Here is a 15,238-nt window from a genome sequence, read left to right on the forward strand (position 1 = left end):
GCCGCAGGCCTACCCTCAGCAGCCGACCAGTCGATCGGCTGCGATGCCCTGCCGATGCAGGCTGCGGTACTCGGTGGGGCTGGCATCGACCAGCCCGCGGAAGTGGCGGCGGAACGATTCCTGCGAGCCAAACCCGGCCTGGTCGGCGACCCAGTGCAGGGGGCGGTCGGTGGTTTCCAGCAGCTCGCGGGCGAAAGCCACCCGCTCGCGGATCAGCCAGTCGATGGGTGACAGGCCGGTGGCGTCGAGGAACTGCCGTTGCAGGGTGCGTTGGCTCAACGCGGCCTGTTCGGCCAGGCTGCCCAGCGAGTGCGGTTCGCGCAGGTTGCGCCGCATCCATTCCATCAGCTTGGCCAGGCGTGTCGGCTCGCCGCTGGGAATGGCGCGGCTGACGCGCTGGCTGCGGCCGGCATCACGCCAGGGCGCCAGCACCAGGCGCTCGGCAACGAGGTTGGCCACGCGTGCGCCGTAATCCTTGCGCACCATGTGCAGCATCATGTCCATGCCGGTAGCCGAACCGGCCGAGGTGATGATGCTGCCGGCGTCGACGTAGAGCACGTCGTCGCGCACGCCGATGCGGGGGAACTGCTGCGCAAGCGTTTCGGTGAGCCGCCAGTGCGTGGTGGCCTGGCGGCCATCGAGCAGGCCGGCCCAGGCCAGCACGAAGGCGCCGGAGCAGATCGAGGCGATGCGGGCGCCGCGCGCGTGGGCGCGGACGAGCGCATCAAGCAACGCCTGCGGCGGGCGTTCACTGGGTTCGCGCCAACCGGGAATGACGATGATGTCCGCATCGTCCACCGCGTTGAGATCATGCGGCAACTGCACCTGCGTATTGCCGAGCATGCGCAGCGCGCCGGGTTCGCCCGCGCACAGCTGCGTGCGGTACCACGCCACGCCCAGTTCCGGACGCACCGGTGCGAACAGGCCCACCGCACAACCGAACTCGAACAGGCCCTGGCCGTGGCAGGCCACGATGGCGACGGTCGGCGCGGTGGGATCGGCAGCGTGGATGGGCATGGCCTGATGCTACCGGTGATGGTGCATGCCGCCGCGTGGCATGCGGTCATGAGGTGATGCCTGCGGGATATATGGCGGCTGGGGTCGGATCCGTTTCCTTCGAAAGGGATCCGACCCCATGCAAGCGCGCTGCCTAACGTCATTACCAGCGGTCATGTGGGTGGCCGGATGTTACGGCTGGGTGACGCGATCACGCCTGTCGTGGCGGGTGAACAGGCCCTTGAATGGAAGCGTGTTTCCGGCCCACCCCACGAGCCCCCATGCCTGCCGCCTACGCCCCCGTCCTGAGTCCTCTTGCTGTGTTGATCGCCGCCGCCCTGGCAGCGGCCCCCGTGCATGCGGCAGACGCCGATGCGCAGCCGGCAACCACAGCGGCTGCCGCCAACGTCGCTGCATCCACCCTGGACGCAGTGGTGGTGACCGGCTCGCGCACCAGCACGCGCACGGTCAAGAACAGCTCCACGCCCATCGACGTGATCTCCGCCGAGGATCTTGCTGCGACCGGGCAGGCCAACCTGCTCGAAGCGCTGCAGCGCAGCCTGCCGTCGCTGAGCCAGATCGGTGGCTACCAGAGCGACCAGGAGAGCCTGATCCGTGGCTATCAGCTGCGCAATCTTTCACCGGGCTACACGCTGGTGCTGGTCAACGGCAAGCGCCGCAACGCCAGTGCCTATGTGAGCGGTGCCAACGGCGGCGGCTTTCCTGGCCACGCCTGGGCGGATCTGGCGCTGATTCCGGTGTCGGCCATCGACCACGTGGAAGTACTCCGCGACGGTGCCTCCGCCATCTACGGCTCGGACGCGATCACCGGTGTGGTCAACGTCATCCTGAAATCGCAGGCACAGGGCGGTGAGGTGTCGGTGGAGAGCGGGCAGAGCATCGATGGCGACGGTACGCGTACCAGCGTGCGCGCCAACGTCGGCCTGCCCTGGGGCGAGGACGGCTTCGTCAACCTCTCGGGCGAGACCACGCGCCAGCACCACGCGATCCGGACGCGACGCTACATCGATGGCTATCTGAGCTATCCGGCGATCGATGCCAATGGCAACCGGGTCGCGCTGCGGCCGAACAACCGCCTGCCGGCCGGTGCGACGCCGGACCCTGCCGAGGCCACGCGCGATGCCGAAGCCAACACCATCCTCAGCTCACCGTCGTATGCGCTGAAGGCGTTTGCGGTGAACGTGGGCCATGGCCTGGGTGAGAGCGCGCAGTTCTACGCCAACGCCACTGCCAGTGACCGCACCGCGCAGGCGATCCAGAACTTCCGCCTGCCGGCCACGATCTTCACCACGTACCGGACACCGGGGGTGCTGAGCGTGTTTCCCGACGGCTTCCTGCCGGTGCTGGAGACCAAGGAGAAGCAGTACACCGGCACCGCCGGCGTGAAGGGGCAGCTGGCCGGCTGGGACTACGACGCCAGCCTGACCGGCAACCGCAGCACGGTGCGCACCTATACCCGCAACTCGGTGAACTACTCGCTGCCGTACCCGGGCTCGCCCACCGACTTCTATGACGGCAAGCTGGATTACCAGCAGGGCATTGCCAACCTGGACCTGCGCCGGGGCTTTGAGGTGGCGGCCTTTGCCTCACCCCTGGAAGTGAGTGCCGGTGCCGAGTACCAGCACGAGCGCTACGAGCGCGGGGCAGGGCAGTGGGAGTCGTACACCGGATTCGGTGCCGCTGCGTTTGTCGGCTACTCCACCGCCGACGCGGTGAAAGCCACGCGCAACAGCAAGGCGGTGTACGTGGGGGCGGCGACCAACGTCACCTCGCGCTGGTACCTGGATGCGGCCGCGCGCTGGGAAGACCATTCGGACTTCGGCAGCGTCTCGACCGGACGCTTGACCAGCCGCTTCGACATCACCGACGCACTGGGCGTGCGTGCGACGGTCAGCAACGGCTTCCACGCGCCAAGCCTGGGCGCGCAGTTCTACCAGGCCACGGGCAGCTGCCCGTGCGGTACGACGCTGGTGGCGCAGGTGTCCTCGCCCGCTGCGGTGGCACTGGGTGCCACCCCGCTGAAACCGGAGAAGGCCACCAACTACAGCATCGGCGTGACCTGGGACCCGAGCCCGGCCTTCCACCTGGCCGTGGATGCCTACCAGATCGACATCCGCGGCCAGCTCGGCCAGTCCAGCCAGATCGGCTACAACGCGCAGGATCCGGCGCGCATCACCGACAACAGCGGCACCGTATTGACCTCCGCGCAGAAGAACACGATCGATGCGCTGCTGGGTTCGGCCGGCATCAGCATCCTGCCGGGCGACGCGTTCTATGCCAGCTACTTCACCAACGTGGGCGACACCCGCACGCGCGGCGTGGAGCTGACGCTGGAGGCGAACCAGGACACATCGTGGGGCAAGCTGCGCTGGAGCTATGCCGCCAACGTCGGACGCACCACGATCCGCAGCGTCAGCGCCATTCCTGCGGCGCTGCAGGGGCTGCCCAACATCAACCTGCTGACGAAGTCCGGCGAGTACGCATTGCGCTTCCGTACGCCCAGCTACACCCAGGTGGCCGGACTGGGTTGGCAGAACGGACGCTGGCGCTCGAATGTGGACGTTACCTACTACGGGTCGATCAAGCGCCTCAACAACGGCGTGGAATACAGGCAGCCACCGGTGCTGGTGACCAACCTGTCCGGCGGTGTGGAGCTGGGCGCGGGCTGGAGTGCGGCGCTGGGCATCAACAACGTGTTCGACAAGCGCACCCGCAAGGTGCCGGAGTACGCGCGCAGCGCCACCGACGTGGCCAGCATCGAGACCACCTGGGACAGCGGTGACGTGCTCAGCCGGATCGGCGCGTTCTGGTACGGGCGGGTCAATTACCGGTTCTGAGGTTCAGGCATGGCGTCGCCGGCCAGCGTCCGGCGTTACCGAGGAGAGTGGCATGTCATCTGGGTTGAAGATTGTTGCGTTGATCGGATCGCCAACGGCATCGGTGAATTCGCGCACGCTGTTGCTGGTACGGCACCTGCTGGAGGCGCTGCAGCAGCGCCTGCATGCCAGCGTGACACTGGTGGAGCTGGCGCCGATTGCACGCGCGCTGGGGCAGGCGCTGTCGCGCAGCGAGGCCGAGCCCGCGGTGGAACAGGCGCTGGCCACCCTCGAGGATGCCGAGCTGCTGGTGGTGGCCGCACCGGTCCATCGTGGCTCGTACCCGGGATTGTTCAAGCACCTGGTGGACTTCATCGACCTCGAGGCGCTGGTGGACACCCCTGTGCTGCTGGCGGCCACCGGGGGCAGCGAGCGGCATGCGCTGGTGATCGACCATCAGCTGCGACCTTTGTTCAGCTTCCTGCAGGCGCATACGTTGCCCATCGGCGTGTACGCCACACCAGCCGATTTCGATGGCGAGCAGATCAACAGCGCGGCGTTGCAGGCGCGCATCCAGTTGGCTGCCGAGCGCGCTGCCGGGCATCTGCTGCCGCATGCCGCCAGCGGGCCGGCGCCCCTGCGCCGCATCGCCTGAGCTGCCCATAACGGCCAGCAGTCTGCTTATTGCCAACCTGCATCTGCGTGGCCGGATCCGACCGGCGATTGTCGCCAGCAGGTACGGGCGCGGCGCACAGCTTCTCTAGCATCGATAGCGAAACGGCACTTCATTGCCGGCCCAGACGAGGACGAATCCGTGGCTGCAGCTGCCTCCCCCAAACCCATCCTGTTCCTGCTTGATCGCGAGTTCGTCGACGGCCAGTTGCCGGGCCAGCGCTTCTTCTGCCGGCACAGCCTGCTGCTGGAAGGCGCGCTGTCCAGCATCGACGGCCTGGATGCACAGCTGGACGTGCGCCGCATCGGCTTCGCGCGGCCACGCCGCGAGGTGATCGCGGCGGTGGGCGAGCAGGACCAGTCGCTGCCGAAGCTGGTGCTGCCGCAGGGCGTGCGCAGCGAACACGCCAACGGTGCCTACCAGGACCGGCAGTACGTGACCGGTGCCGAGCCGATCCTGGCCGCACTCAATGGCCTGCTTGGCATTCCTGTGGCCCACCCCTGAGCGAGGACGCGGACATGAGCTACCTCATCAGCGTGCTGGACAAGAGCCCGGTGGCCGAAGGCGCAGGCGCCGAGCAGGCGCTGCGCAACAGCCTGCAGCTGGCCCAGCGTGCCGAACAGCTGGGCTACCACCGCTACTGGTTTGCCGAGCATCACGCCGCACCGACCCTGGCCAGTCCGGCGCCGGAGGTGCTGGCGGCATGGGTGCTGGCACAGACCCGGCGCATCCGCATCGGCAGCGGTGGCGTGATGCTGCGCCACTATGCGCCGTACAAGGTGGCCGAGAACTTCAACCTGCTGGCGGCGCTGGCGCCCGGACGCGTCGACCTGGGCGTGGGCAAGGCACCCGGTGGCCTGCCGGCGTCCACCGCAGCGCTGGCCGCGGGGCGACCGGCCTTCGCCGATTTCGATCAGCAGCTGCGCGATCTGGAAGGATTCCTGTCCGGCTCGCTGGCCGAAGATCATGCGCATGCCAATGCGCAGGCGCGGCCGGTGCCGCAGGTGGCGGCCGAGCGTTTCCTGCTGGGCGCCAGCCCGCAGAGCGCACGGCAGGCGGCGGAGCTGGGCTGGCGCTTCGTCTATGCCGCCCATTTCGACGGCGACCCGAAGCACATCGAAGCGGCGTTCGAGGCCTATCGCGCCGTATCCACGCAGCCGCCGTTGCTGGCCACCGTCGCTTTCGCGGCGCCCACCAGCGAAGCGGCGGCGCGCCATGTCGGCGCATTGCGTGTCTACAAGCTGCACCTCGGCCCGGGGCAGACGGTGAACCTGCCCAGCCCGGACGCCGCGGCCGAGTATGCCCGCCAGGTCGGCGTGACCGACTTCCGTATCGAAGAGACGCGGCCCAGCGTGCTGTCGGGCGACGCGCAGCAGGTGCGCGGGGAACTGGACGCACTGCACCGCCGCTTCGGCGTGGGCGAATTCATCCTCGATGCGCCGGTGGCCGACCTCGACGCACGCCTGGCATCCCTTGAACTGCTGTCGCCCGCGCCACGCGCGGCGGTGGCCTGACCTGCAGGAGCGATACCCATGAGCAAGACACCGCGCACCATCCCGTTCGGCATCATGCTGCAGGGACCGGGCAGCCACATGCATGCGTGGAAGCATCCGTCCAACCCGGCCGATGCCAGCGTCAACCTGGACTTCTACATCGACATCGCGCGCACGGCCGAAGACAACGGCATCGCCTTCGGCTTCGTTGCCGATGGGCTGTACATCAACGAGAAATCGATCCCGCACTTCCTCAACCGCTTCGAGCCGATCTCGCTGTTGTCCGCGCTGGCCACGGCGACGAAGAAGATCGGCCTGGCCGGCACGCTGTCCACCTCCTACAGCGATCCGTTCACCGTGGCCCGGCAGTTCGCCTCGCTGGACCTGATCAGCGGTGGGCGCGCCGGCTGGAACGTGGTGACCTCGCCGCTGGAAGGATCGGGCCGCAATTACGGCCGCCCGCATCCGGAACATGCGCTGCGCTACCAGATCGCCGACGAATACCTGGAGGTGGTGCAGGGCCTGTGGGATTCATGGGACGACGATGCCTTCATCCGCGACCGCGAACAGGGCACCTTCTTCGCCGCCGACAAGTTCCGCCGCCTCGACCACAAGGGCCGCTTCTTCCAGGTCGAAGGCCCACTGAACATCCAGCGCTCGGCGCAGGGCCAGCCGGTGATCTTCCAGGCGGGCTCGTCCGACGACGGCATCGCGCTGGCCGGCAAGTATGCCGATGCGGTATTCACCCACTCGCCCTCGCTGGAAGAAACCCGTGCCTTCACCCAGAAGGTGAAGAATTCGGCCATCGCCCACGGGCGCAGCGGCAATGACGTGAAGATCTTTCCGGGCATCGGGCCGATTGTCGGCCACACCGCCGAGGAGGCCGAAGCCAAGTACCAGGCGATTGCCGCACTCGCGGGCCTGGACGATGCGCTGGCCTACCTCGGGCGCTTCTTCGACCATCACGATTTCACCCAGTACGATCCCGACGCGCCGTTCCCCGAGCTGGGCGGGATCGGCAGCAATTCGTTCCGCTCCACCACCGATCGCATCAAGCAGGACGCCCGCGAGCAGGGCTTGAGCCTGCGCCAGGTCGCGTTGCAGGCGGTGAGCCCGCGGCCCAACTTCATCGGTACACCCGAGCACGTGGCCGACGAGTTGATCCGCTGGTTCGAGGCGGGCGCCAGCGATGGCTTCATTCTGGGGTTCGCGGCGCAGCGCGAGGGACTGGACGATTTCGTGACCCTGGTGCTGCCGATCCTCCAAGCGCGCGGGTATCACCAGCGCGAGCTGGAAGGGAAGACGCTGCGCGACCACCTGGGCCTGCCGTACAAGGCCAGCCGTCATTCGACGGCCGCCGAACCGGCGCGGAAGGTGGGGTGAGGCGATGAACGTACTGCGCCGGGCATCGTTGACTGTGGCGCCCACCGGGCCGACGGGCGTGCTGCCTGAAATAGCCGCACGCGCCGATGAGGCCATCGCCATCCGCCACGACCTGCATCGACACCCGGAGCTCGCCTTCGAGGAGCATCGCACCAGCGCACGCGTAGCCGAACTCCTGCAGCAGTGGGGCTATACGGTGACCACGGGCGTCGGCGGAACCGGTGTGGTCGGTACGCTGCAGCGAGGGCAGGGCAGCCGAAGGCTCGGGCTGCGCGCCGACATCGATGCGCTGCCGATTCAGGAGGCGTCCGGGCTGCCTTATGCCAGCCGGAACGAAGGACGGATGCACGCCTGCGGCCATGATGGCCACACTGCGATCCTGCTGTCGGCGGCGCATTACCTGGCCCGGCACGGGCGCATCGATGGCACCCTGCAACTGGTGTTCCAGCCGGCGGAAGAAACCGGTTCCGGTGCGTCAAGGATGCTCGCCGACGGTCTGTTCGAGCGCTTTCCGGTGGATGCGATCTACGGACTGCACAACTGGCCGGGTGTGCCGGTGGGGCACTTCGGCTTTGTCGACGGACCGGCGATGGCATCGGTCGACTGGGCACGGTTGAGGGTGATCGGCAAGGGCGGGCATGGTGCGGAGCCACAGGGAAGCGTGGATCCGATCCTCGCCGCCGCGCACATCGTCACCGCACTGCAGAGTGTGGTGTCGCGCAATGTGGACCCGCGGCAGATGGGCGTGGTGACGGTCGGTTCGATCCACGGTGGGCAGGCGGCCAACGTGATTCCCGACGTGGTGGAGCTGACGCTGACCGTACGCGCCTATCTGCCCGACGTTCGCGACACGCTGCGCCGTCGCGTGACCGAGCTTGCCGAGCAGACCGCCGCCGCGTTCGGGGCGCGCGCCGAGATCGAGTTCCCGCGTGGCTTCCCGAGCGTGATCAACCATCCGCAGCAGACCGCCTATATCCGTGAGGTGGCGCTGCAGGGATTCGGCGCAGGGCAGGTGCTGGATGCCTTCGCGCCGCGCACCGCCAGCGAGGACTTCGCCTTCCTGCTGCAGGCCCGGCCCGGAAGCTTCGTGTTCGTCGGCAACGGTGACAGTGCGCCGCTTCACAGCCCGCGCTACGTGTTCAACGATGCGGCCATCGCCCCTGCCGCCAGCCTCTGGGCGCGGCTGGCCGAACACTATCTGGTGGAGGACGCAGCATGAGTACGGCACCATTCGAGGAGCGCTTCCTCTACACATCGGTGGACGATCCACTGGCGCGGCCACTGTTCGATGGGCTCGAACAGGAGTACGACAGTCGTTACGCCGATGTGCGGCGACGCATCGGTGGCAGTGCGCGCGAGGAGTTGCAACGCTACCCGGCGCAGGCATTCGCTGCGCCGGTGGGAGCATTCGTGCTGCTGCTGCGTGAGGGTGTGGCCATTTCCGGCGGCGCGTTCATGCCTCACCGCGACCCGGATACGGCCGAGTTCAAGCGCATCTGGACACTGCCTGGCCTGCGCCGCCAGGGCATCGCCCGGCGGGTGCTGCAGGAGCTTGAAGACCAGGCCGCACGCCAGGGCTATCGCCGCGTGTACCTGACCACCGGCTTCCGTCAGCCTGAGGCGGTCGGCCTGTACCTGAGCCATGGCTACACCGCACTGTTCGATCTGTCTGCCGACCCGGAATCGATCGCCCATCTGCCGTTCGAGAAGCAGCTGCGGGCACCGGCGCGTCCGCCGGCATCAAGCACTGCCGCCGTGCAGGGAGTCCACGCATGAGTACGCCGTCCACCGCGATCGAGGGTCTGGCCGCGCGTCCGGCACCGGCATTGAAGATCGTGCCGGCGCGGCATCCGCTGCAGGTGTTCGGCACGGTCCTGGCGCTGGCGTTGATCCTGATCGGACTGCAGTCGGTACTCGGCAATCCACGTTGGGGCTGGGGCACCTTCGCCGAGTGGTTCTTCGCCCGCCCGGTGCTGGAAGGGCTGGGTCGCACGCTGTTGCTGACCGCGCTCGGCACCGGCCTGGGCTTCGCGCTGGGCACGCTGCTGGCGCTGGCACGGGTATCCGGCTCGCCGTTGCTGTCGGCGGTATCGTGGGGCTACGTCTGGTTGTTCCGTTCGATTCCACTGCTGGTGCTGTTGCTGCTGCTGAACAATCTGGGCTATCTGTACAGCACGATCGAACTGGGCATTCCGTTCACCGGCATCAGCCTGTTCTCGTATCCCACCACCCAGCTGATCGGTGTGTTCACGGCTGCGGTGCTGGGCCTGACACTGAACCAGGCGGCGTTCTCGGCCGAGGTGATCCGCGGTGGCATCCTCTCGGTCGATCACGGCCAGTATGAAGCAGCGGCCGCGCTGGGCCTGCCGCGCGGCCGCCAGGTGCGGCGCATCATCCTGCCGCAGGCGATGCGCTCGATCCTGCCGGCCGCCTTCAACGATGTGATCGGCCTGGCCAAGAGCACGTCGGTGGTCTACGTGCTGGCGTTGCCGGAGCTGTTCTACACCGTGCAGGTGATCTACCGCCGCAACCTGGAGGTGGTGCCACTGCTGATGGTGGCCACGGTCTGGTACCTGGTGATCCTGACCGTGCTGTCGCTGCTGCAGCGGCGCGTGGAGCAGCGCTTCGCGCGTGGCCAGCTGCAGCGTGAGCGCAGCGTGTCGCGGGTATCCTCGCCCGCGCCGCGTGCGGCATCGCCGGTTGCGGTGCGGCCGCGCATCGCGGGCGCGGCCGAGGCCGGACAGGGAGCGCCGATATCGCTGCACGGTGTCGGCAAGGCGTTCGACGGGCAGCCGGTACTGGAGGACATCACCCTGGAACTGCGCGGCGGCAGCGTAACGGTGCTGATCGGCCCGTCCGGTGCCGGCAAGTCGACGCTGCTGCGGCTGATCAACCACCTGGAGCGCGCCGACACCGGCTTCGTCAGCGTCGGTGGCCAGCTGATCGGCTATCGCCGTGACGGCGACACCCTGTACGAGCTGCCGGAGCGCGAGATCCGCCGCCGTCGTGCCGAGGTGGGCATGGTGTTCCAGGGCTTCAACCTGTTCCCGCACCTGACCGCGCTGGAGAACATCATCGAGGCGCCGATCGCGGTGCGCGGTGTGCCGCGTACGCAGGCCGAACAGCAGGCGCGCGTGCTGCTGGAGCGCGTCGGCCTGGCGGACAGGGCCGATGCGTTCCCGCGCCAGCTGTCAGGTGGCCAGCAGCAGCGCATCGCCATCGCCCGTGCACTGGCCCTGCAGCCGAAGGTGCTGCTGTTCGATGAGCCGACGTCGGCGCTGGACCCGGAACTGGTGGCCGAAGTGCTCAGCGTGATCGAAGAGCTCGCCCGTTCCGGCACCACGCTGGTGATCGTCACCCACGAACTCGGCTTCGCCCGCCGCGTTGCCGACCACGTGGTGATGATGGACCAGGGCCGGGTGATCGAGCAGGGCACGCCCGAGGCCGTATTCGAACACCCGCGCCAGCAGCGCACCGCCGATTTTCTCGCCAAGACCCTCTGATCCGGATGTGACCCCCATGAGCCCTGCAACGTCTCGTCGCCCCTCGCGCAGCACCCTGCTGGTCATCGCTGTGCTGGTCATCGGCATTGCCGGCATCGTCTATTCACGGGCACGGCAGGCCCCGGAGGCCGTGCCCGCAGCGACCAGCAGCCTGGCCGGTGCCGGCGCGCCAGCGCTGCGGGGGACCGTGGATCCGAAAGCGCAGGCGCTGGTTCCGGCGGACTTCCGCTTCGTGACGCCGGGCACGTTGACGGTCGCGACGCATCCCGGTCAGTTGCCGCTGGCCGACTATGGCGCCGACAGCAAGGAAGTGATCGGCATCGAGCCGGATATCGCACGGCTGGTGGCCGATGCGCTGGGCCTGAAGTTGGTGGTGGTGCCGGTCGCCTGGGCCGACTGGCCGCTGGGACTGGAGTCGGGCAAGTACGACGCAGTGCTGTCCAACGTAACCGTGACCGAAGAGCGCAAGAAGAAGTTCGACTTCTCCAGCTACCGTTATGACCTGCTCGGCATCTATACGCGCACCGACGGGCCCATCCAGAAGATCGAGAAGCCGGCCGATGTCGCTGGCCTGAAGGTGGTGGTCGGTGCCAGCACCAACCAGGACCAGATCCTGCGGCAGTGGGATGCACAGAACATCGCGGCCGGGCTGGAGCCGGTGCAATACCAGTACTTCGATGATTCGGTGGTCGGCCGCCTGGCCGTGATCACCGGCCGGGCCGATGTGTCGTTCGAACCCAACGCCACCGGCGCGTACTCCGCGCGCGATGGCAAGGTGCGGCGCGTTGGCCTGTTTCCGGGCGGTTGGCCGAACGCTGCTGCGATCTCGGTCACCACGCGCAAGGGCAGCGGCCTGGCCGATGCGGTGACCCAGGCGCTCAATACCCAGATCGGCAGCGGCACCTACGCACAGGCACTGGCGCGCTGGAACGTGACCGAGGAAGCCGTGCCGCAGTCGCAGACCAACCCGCCGGGCTTGCCGGATCTCTGACGCCGGGCATGCCCCGGCACCAAGGCTGCTTCTGTAGAGCCGAACCATGCTCGGCTGCTCTACCAACGCGCCTCCAGCGTCCTGAACGGCTTCGCCAACCGCACACCCTCGGCATCGAAGTCGGAAACGCTACGGCCGTCCACGCGCACCTGCTTCGGTGCCGTGCGCGCGGGCCACCAGACCTTGACGGCCGTGGCGCTGCGCAGCCCTTCGCCGAGCGTCACGGTCAGCGTACCGTCGCGTTGCTGTGCCTGCATCCGCAGCGTGCCGTACGCCGTCGGCAGGCGCTCCACCGCAAGGCCATCGCCGGCCAGCCAGGAGGGCGGCGTGCCCGGCAGCAGTGACAGGGCATCGTCGTCCTCGCGCATCAGCATCCCGAACAGGGTGCGGCCGTATTCGGCACCGATCCAGGTGTGCGGCATGTCGCCCAGGTAGCGCGGAAAACGCAGCCGTGAGTGCACGACTTCGGCCAGCACCTGCCATTGCAGCGGGCGACGGTCGCGCAGCAGGCCCTGCAGCAGCTCGTCGGCCGCTGCGGGCTGGCCCAGATGCACATAGCTCAGGACGTTGCGGATTTCATAAGGGGTGTACGCATACAGCGCACCGGGCTGGTTGCGCTTGCGGACGTCGTCAAGATAGCGGGCAAAGGTGGTGCGCAGCGCATCAGCCGGCAGCACGCTCTGCGCGCCGGTGGGATCCAGCGCGATGGAGACGCCGGTCGGGTCTCCATCGCCAAGATCGGCGGAGGAGGGAATGAAATCGATGCCCTTCCACGCCATCGTCGCGCGGATCGAAGCGTGCAGTGCGTCATACAGCGCCTTGTACTGCCCGCGTGCCCAGGTGGCGGTGGCGTGGTCGCCGAGTGATTCAGCCAGCCATGCGCCGTCATGCCAGCCCTTCAGGCCCCAGTAGTCGTCCCAGTAGCTGTGGGTGGGAGAGGGATAGCCCTCGTGGCTGATCGACGGTGCCAGGATGCCGGCAAAGCGTTCCGGCGCCGGTTGATCGGCCTTGTAACCGGGTACCAGCGTGCGCTCACGCAGTTCCTGCAGGAAGCGCAGCGCGGCCTTCACTTTCGGCAGGTACGCACGCACGGACTCAGGGCCACCGTCGAGGCGCGCGACATCGGCCACCAACGCGACGTACTGCCCCTGGCTGTCGTACTCGATGTCCGATCCGAAGCCGGTGTTGACGCTGCCATCGTCATTGAGGATCGGCGACACCAGGCCGTTGGCATGTACCCCGTGTTCGCTGTACCACGCAAGGTAGTCGCGCGCGACCTTGGCTTCGCCCATCCGCAGCAGTACCGCCGAGGTGGCCATGCCGTCGCGGATGAAGGAGCGGTTGTAGTTGCGTGGGCCGGGTTGCATGGCCGGGCCGGTCTGGTTGATCAGCATGTACGCGGCCTGGGCACGCAGCATGTCGACCAGCGACGGATCGGGCAGGCGCAGGCCGACCTGGCCCAATCGTGCCTGCCAGTCCGCAGAGGCTTCGGCGGCCAGCGTCTCGAAGCCGGCATCGGCATCGCCTGGCAGGCGCGCGAGGTCCAGTGCCGGTGGCTCCGGAAGTACACCCTTGGCGTCGGCCGCCGCCGTACCCAGCGGGAAGGCGACGACCACGGATTGGCTGGCGCCGGGCGCCAGTGTGATCCGGTAGGCCAGCGCCGCCGCCGCCAGCCCACGCGCATCGGTGGCCTGGCGTGCGCCGGGCAACCGGCCCGAAGCGATGGCGGAGGTGATCTCGGTTTCGCCGTTCGGGCCGAACGGTGCCGCGCCGGAGGCGCTGACCGCCGACAGCGAGTACAGCAGGGTACGACCATTGACGCGCACGCTCTGGCCGTCGATGGCCACGTCGCGGATCGGCGACAGGCCACCGTTCTGCCACGGCGGGTTCATCTGCATCGGCCGCACCACCAGGCTCAGCGTGCCCTCGACCGGCGTGGTACCGGTATTGCGCAGTCGATGCCGGAGGAAGGTGACGGGCTGGCCGTCGCGCTCGATCGCGAACGCTTCGCTGCGCAGTTCCAGACCGGGTTGCGGCGACCAGGCGGCCGAGGGCATCGGCTTCCAGCCGTCGCGCAGGGCATGCTGCACGGCCTGTTCCGCGGCACCGGCGGCACGCCCATCGGCATTGCGCCAGATCGGCTGCACCAGCGGTGCGCCCTTGAATGCCTCGATGTTGCCGTATTCGTCGAAGATCGACTTCTGCCGTCCGGCATGCACGCCCACGGCCGTCCAGTACGTCTGCTGCATCTGCAACGACGCCGGGAACAAGCCACGCTGCGCGCCGCTGGCGGCGATCTGGTACTGCTTCATCGGCGTCATCACGGCCTTCGGGCCGAGCAGGCGCAGGCGCGTGACCTGTGGCGAGGGCCCGTCGACGATGAGCCGCAGGGCACGCACATCGTGCACCGTATCGCTGGCCAACCAACTCTGGGCATGGCTGGCGGCCTGCGTGTCCTGCGCCAGCGGCTGCCAGCGCCCCTGCGCATCCTGGGCCTGCAGGCGTGCGGCGCCACGCTGGCCCGCCCACTCCACCGCCAGGCCGGTGCCCGGCTGAGCGCGCGGCAGGGTGATTTCAAGCACATGGCTGCCCTTGCCATCGGTAGGGAGGGCGACGCCGCTACCGCCTTGCCACAACGCGGCTGCCTGTGCGCTGTCGAGTCCGTGCACGCGTGCACTGAGCGTGGCGTCCAAGGGTTCCATCTCGAAGATGGAGACCCCCCAGTCCGACGTGCGCTGGGGACTGGCCAGCCTCAGATAGCGCGCCTGGCGCGGTTCGAAGTACAGCGTCTCCACATCGCCCAGCGAGTCGGCCATGGTGTATGCGGTCTGCCACTGCCGGCCGTCCATCGAGGTCTGCAGCGTGTAACCCTCGGGATTGGAGACGTCCCAGGTCAGGCGTGCACCGCCGAGCAGGGCCGGTGCGCCCAGATCGATCTGGAACCAGTGTCCGGGGCTGAAGGCGCCGCCGGTGACCGTCTTCGGGTCGTTGTCGATCAGATGGCCGATGGCCATCGCCGGGACCTGCTGTGATGAGCTGCTGGCCTGCCACTGGCTGCGCGGTGGCAGTGTCTGCGCCTGCGCGGCGGAGGCCATCACGGCCAGCGGCAGCAGAGCGCGCGCGACGTAGCGCAGGCAGGCCCAGGAGGGGCGGAAGCGATCAGCACGCAGCGTCATGTCGACAGCCTTGGAGGTTCGGCCAGGATCGGGCAGGCGCTACGCTAGCAGGGGGTGTAATCGTTTACATGACGCGCTGCAATAGGGGAGAGTGCGGACGCGTGGCGCGACGCCCTGCAAGGCGTCGCGACAGCCATCGTCCGCAACGTCACTGCCTGCACGAACCGGCGCCCCGTGACAGCAGCG

Annotated in this window: 11 protein-coding genes; 9 read left to right on the plus strand and 2 right to left on the minus strand. The window is 68.1% G+C overall.

The window, feature by feature from the left end; all coding sequences use genetic code 11:
* Positions 1-15 precede the first annotated feature (15 nt).
* Positions 16-1,017: a helix-turn-helix domain-containing protein gene (locus tag N5J29_RS03630; RefSeq protein ID WP_065181364.1), complete on the minus strand. Its 1,002-nt coding sequence runs from the start codon at positions 1,015-1,017 to the stop codon at positions 16-18.
* A 260-nt stretch (positions 1,018-1,277) separates the two neighbouring features.
* Between N5J29_RS03630 and N5J29_RS03635 the strand changes: the two genes are divergently transcribed.
* From N5J29_RS03635 to N5J29_RS03675, 9 genes are all read left to right on the plus strand, one after another.
* Positions 1,278-3,854, plus strand: coding sequence for a TonB-dependent receptor (locus tag N5J29_RS03635; protein ID WP_164153060.1), 2,577 nt, complete (start codon positions 1,278-1,280; stop codon positions 3,852-3,854).
* Between the two features lie 52 nt (positions 3,855-3,906).
* Complete coding sequence (gene msuE, locus N5J29_RS03640; protein ID WP_164153059.1) at positions 3,907-4,488, plus strand: FMN reductase; 582 nt, start codon at positions 3,907-3,909, stop codon at positions 4,486-4,488.
* A 159-nt stretch (positions 4,489-4,647) separates the two neighbouring features.
* On the plus strand, positions 4,648-5,010 hold the full coding sequence (locus N5J29_RS03645; RefSeq protein ID WP_053517565.1) for a DUF3088 family protein: 363 nt from the start codon (positions 4,648-4,650) through the stop codon (positions 5,008-5,010).
* Between the two features lie 14 nt (positions 5,011-5,024).
* Positions 5,025-6,020, plus strand: a complete 996-nt coding sequence (locus tag N5J29_RS03650; RefSeq protein WP_053517564.1) for an LLM class flavin-dependent oxidoreductase — start codon at positions 5,025-5,027, stop codon at positions 6,018-6,020.
* Positions 6,021-6,038: 18 nt separating this feature from the next.
* Positions 6,039-7,382 (plus strand): LLM class flavin-dependent oxidoreductase, encoded by a 1,344-nt coding sequence (locus tag N5J29_RS03655; protein ID WP_164153058.1) that lies wholly within the window; start codon positions 6,039-6,041, stop codon positions 7,380-7,382.
* A 4-nt stretch (positions 7,383-7,386) separates the two neighbouring features.
* Positions 7,387-8,601 (plus strand): M20 aminoacylase family protein, encoded by a 1,215-nt coding sequence (locus N5J29_RS03660; protein WP_164153057.1) that lies wholly within the window; start codon positions 7,387-7,389, stop codon positions 8,599-8,601.
* Positions 8,598-9,158, plus strand: a complete 561-nt coding sequence (locus N5J29_RS03665; protein WP_065181368.1) for a GNAT family N-acetyltransferase — start codon at positions 8,598-8,600, stop codon at positions 9,156-9,158. The genes N5J29_RS03660 and N5J29_RS03665 overlap by 4 nt, the downstream gene beginning before the upstream one ends.
* A complete protein-coding gene (locus tag N5J29_RS03670) occupies positions 9,155-10,885 on the plus strand; it encodes an amino acid ABC transporter permease/ATP-binding protein (protein ID WP_164153056.1) in 1,731 nt (576 codons plus the stop codon). The genes N5J29_RS03665 and N5J29_RS03670 overlap by 4 nt, the downstream gene beginning before the upstream one ends.
* A gap of 16 nt (positions 10,886-10,901) precedes the next feature.
* Positions 10,902-11,876, plus strand: a complete 975-nt coding sequence (locus tag N5J29_RS03675; RefSeq protein WP_065175560.1) for an ABC transporter substrate-binding protein — start codon at positions 10,902-10,904, stop codon at positions 11,874-11,876.
* A gap of 59 nt (positions 11,877-11,935) precedes the next feature.
* Here N5J29_RS03675 and N5J29_RS03680 read toward each other — a convergent pair whose 3' ends face one another.
* A complete protein-coding gene (locus tag N5J29_RS03680) occupies positions 11,936-15,052 on the minus strand; it encodes a discoidin domain-containing protein (RefSeq protein WP_164153055.1) in 3,117 nt (1,038 codons plus the stop codon).
* Positions 15,053-15,238: the final 186 nt, after the last annotated feature.

Source organism: Stenotrophomonas sp. GD03680 (assembly GCF_029844625.1).
In the GTDB taxonomy this organism is placed as follows: Bacteria; Pseudomonadota; Gammaproteobacteria; order Xanthomonadales; family Xanthomonadaceae; genus Stenotrophomonas; species Stenotrophomonas maltophilia_P.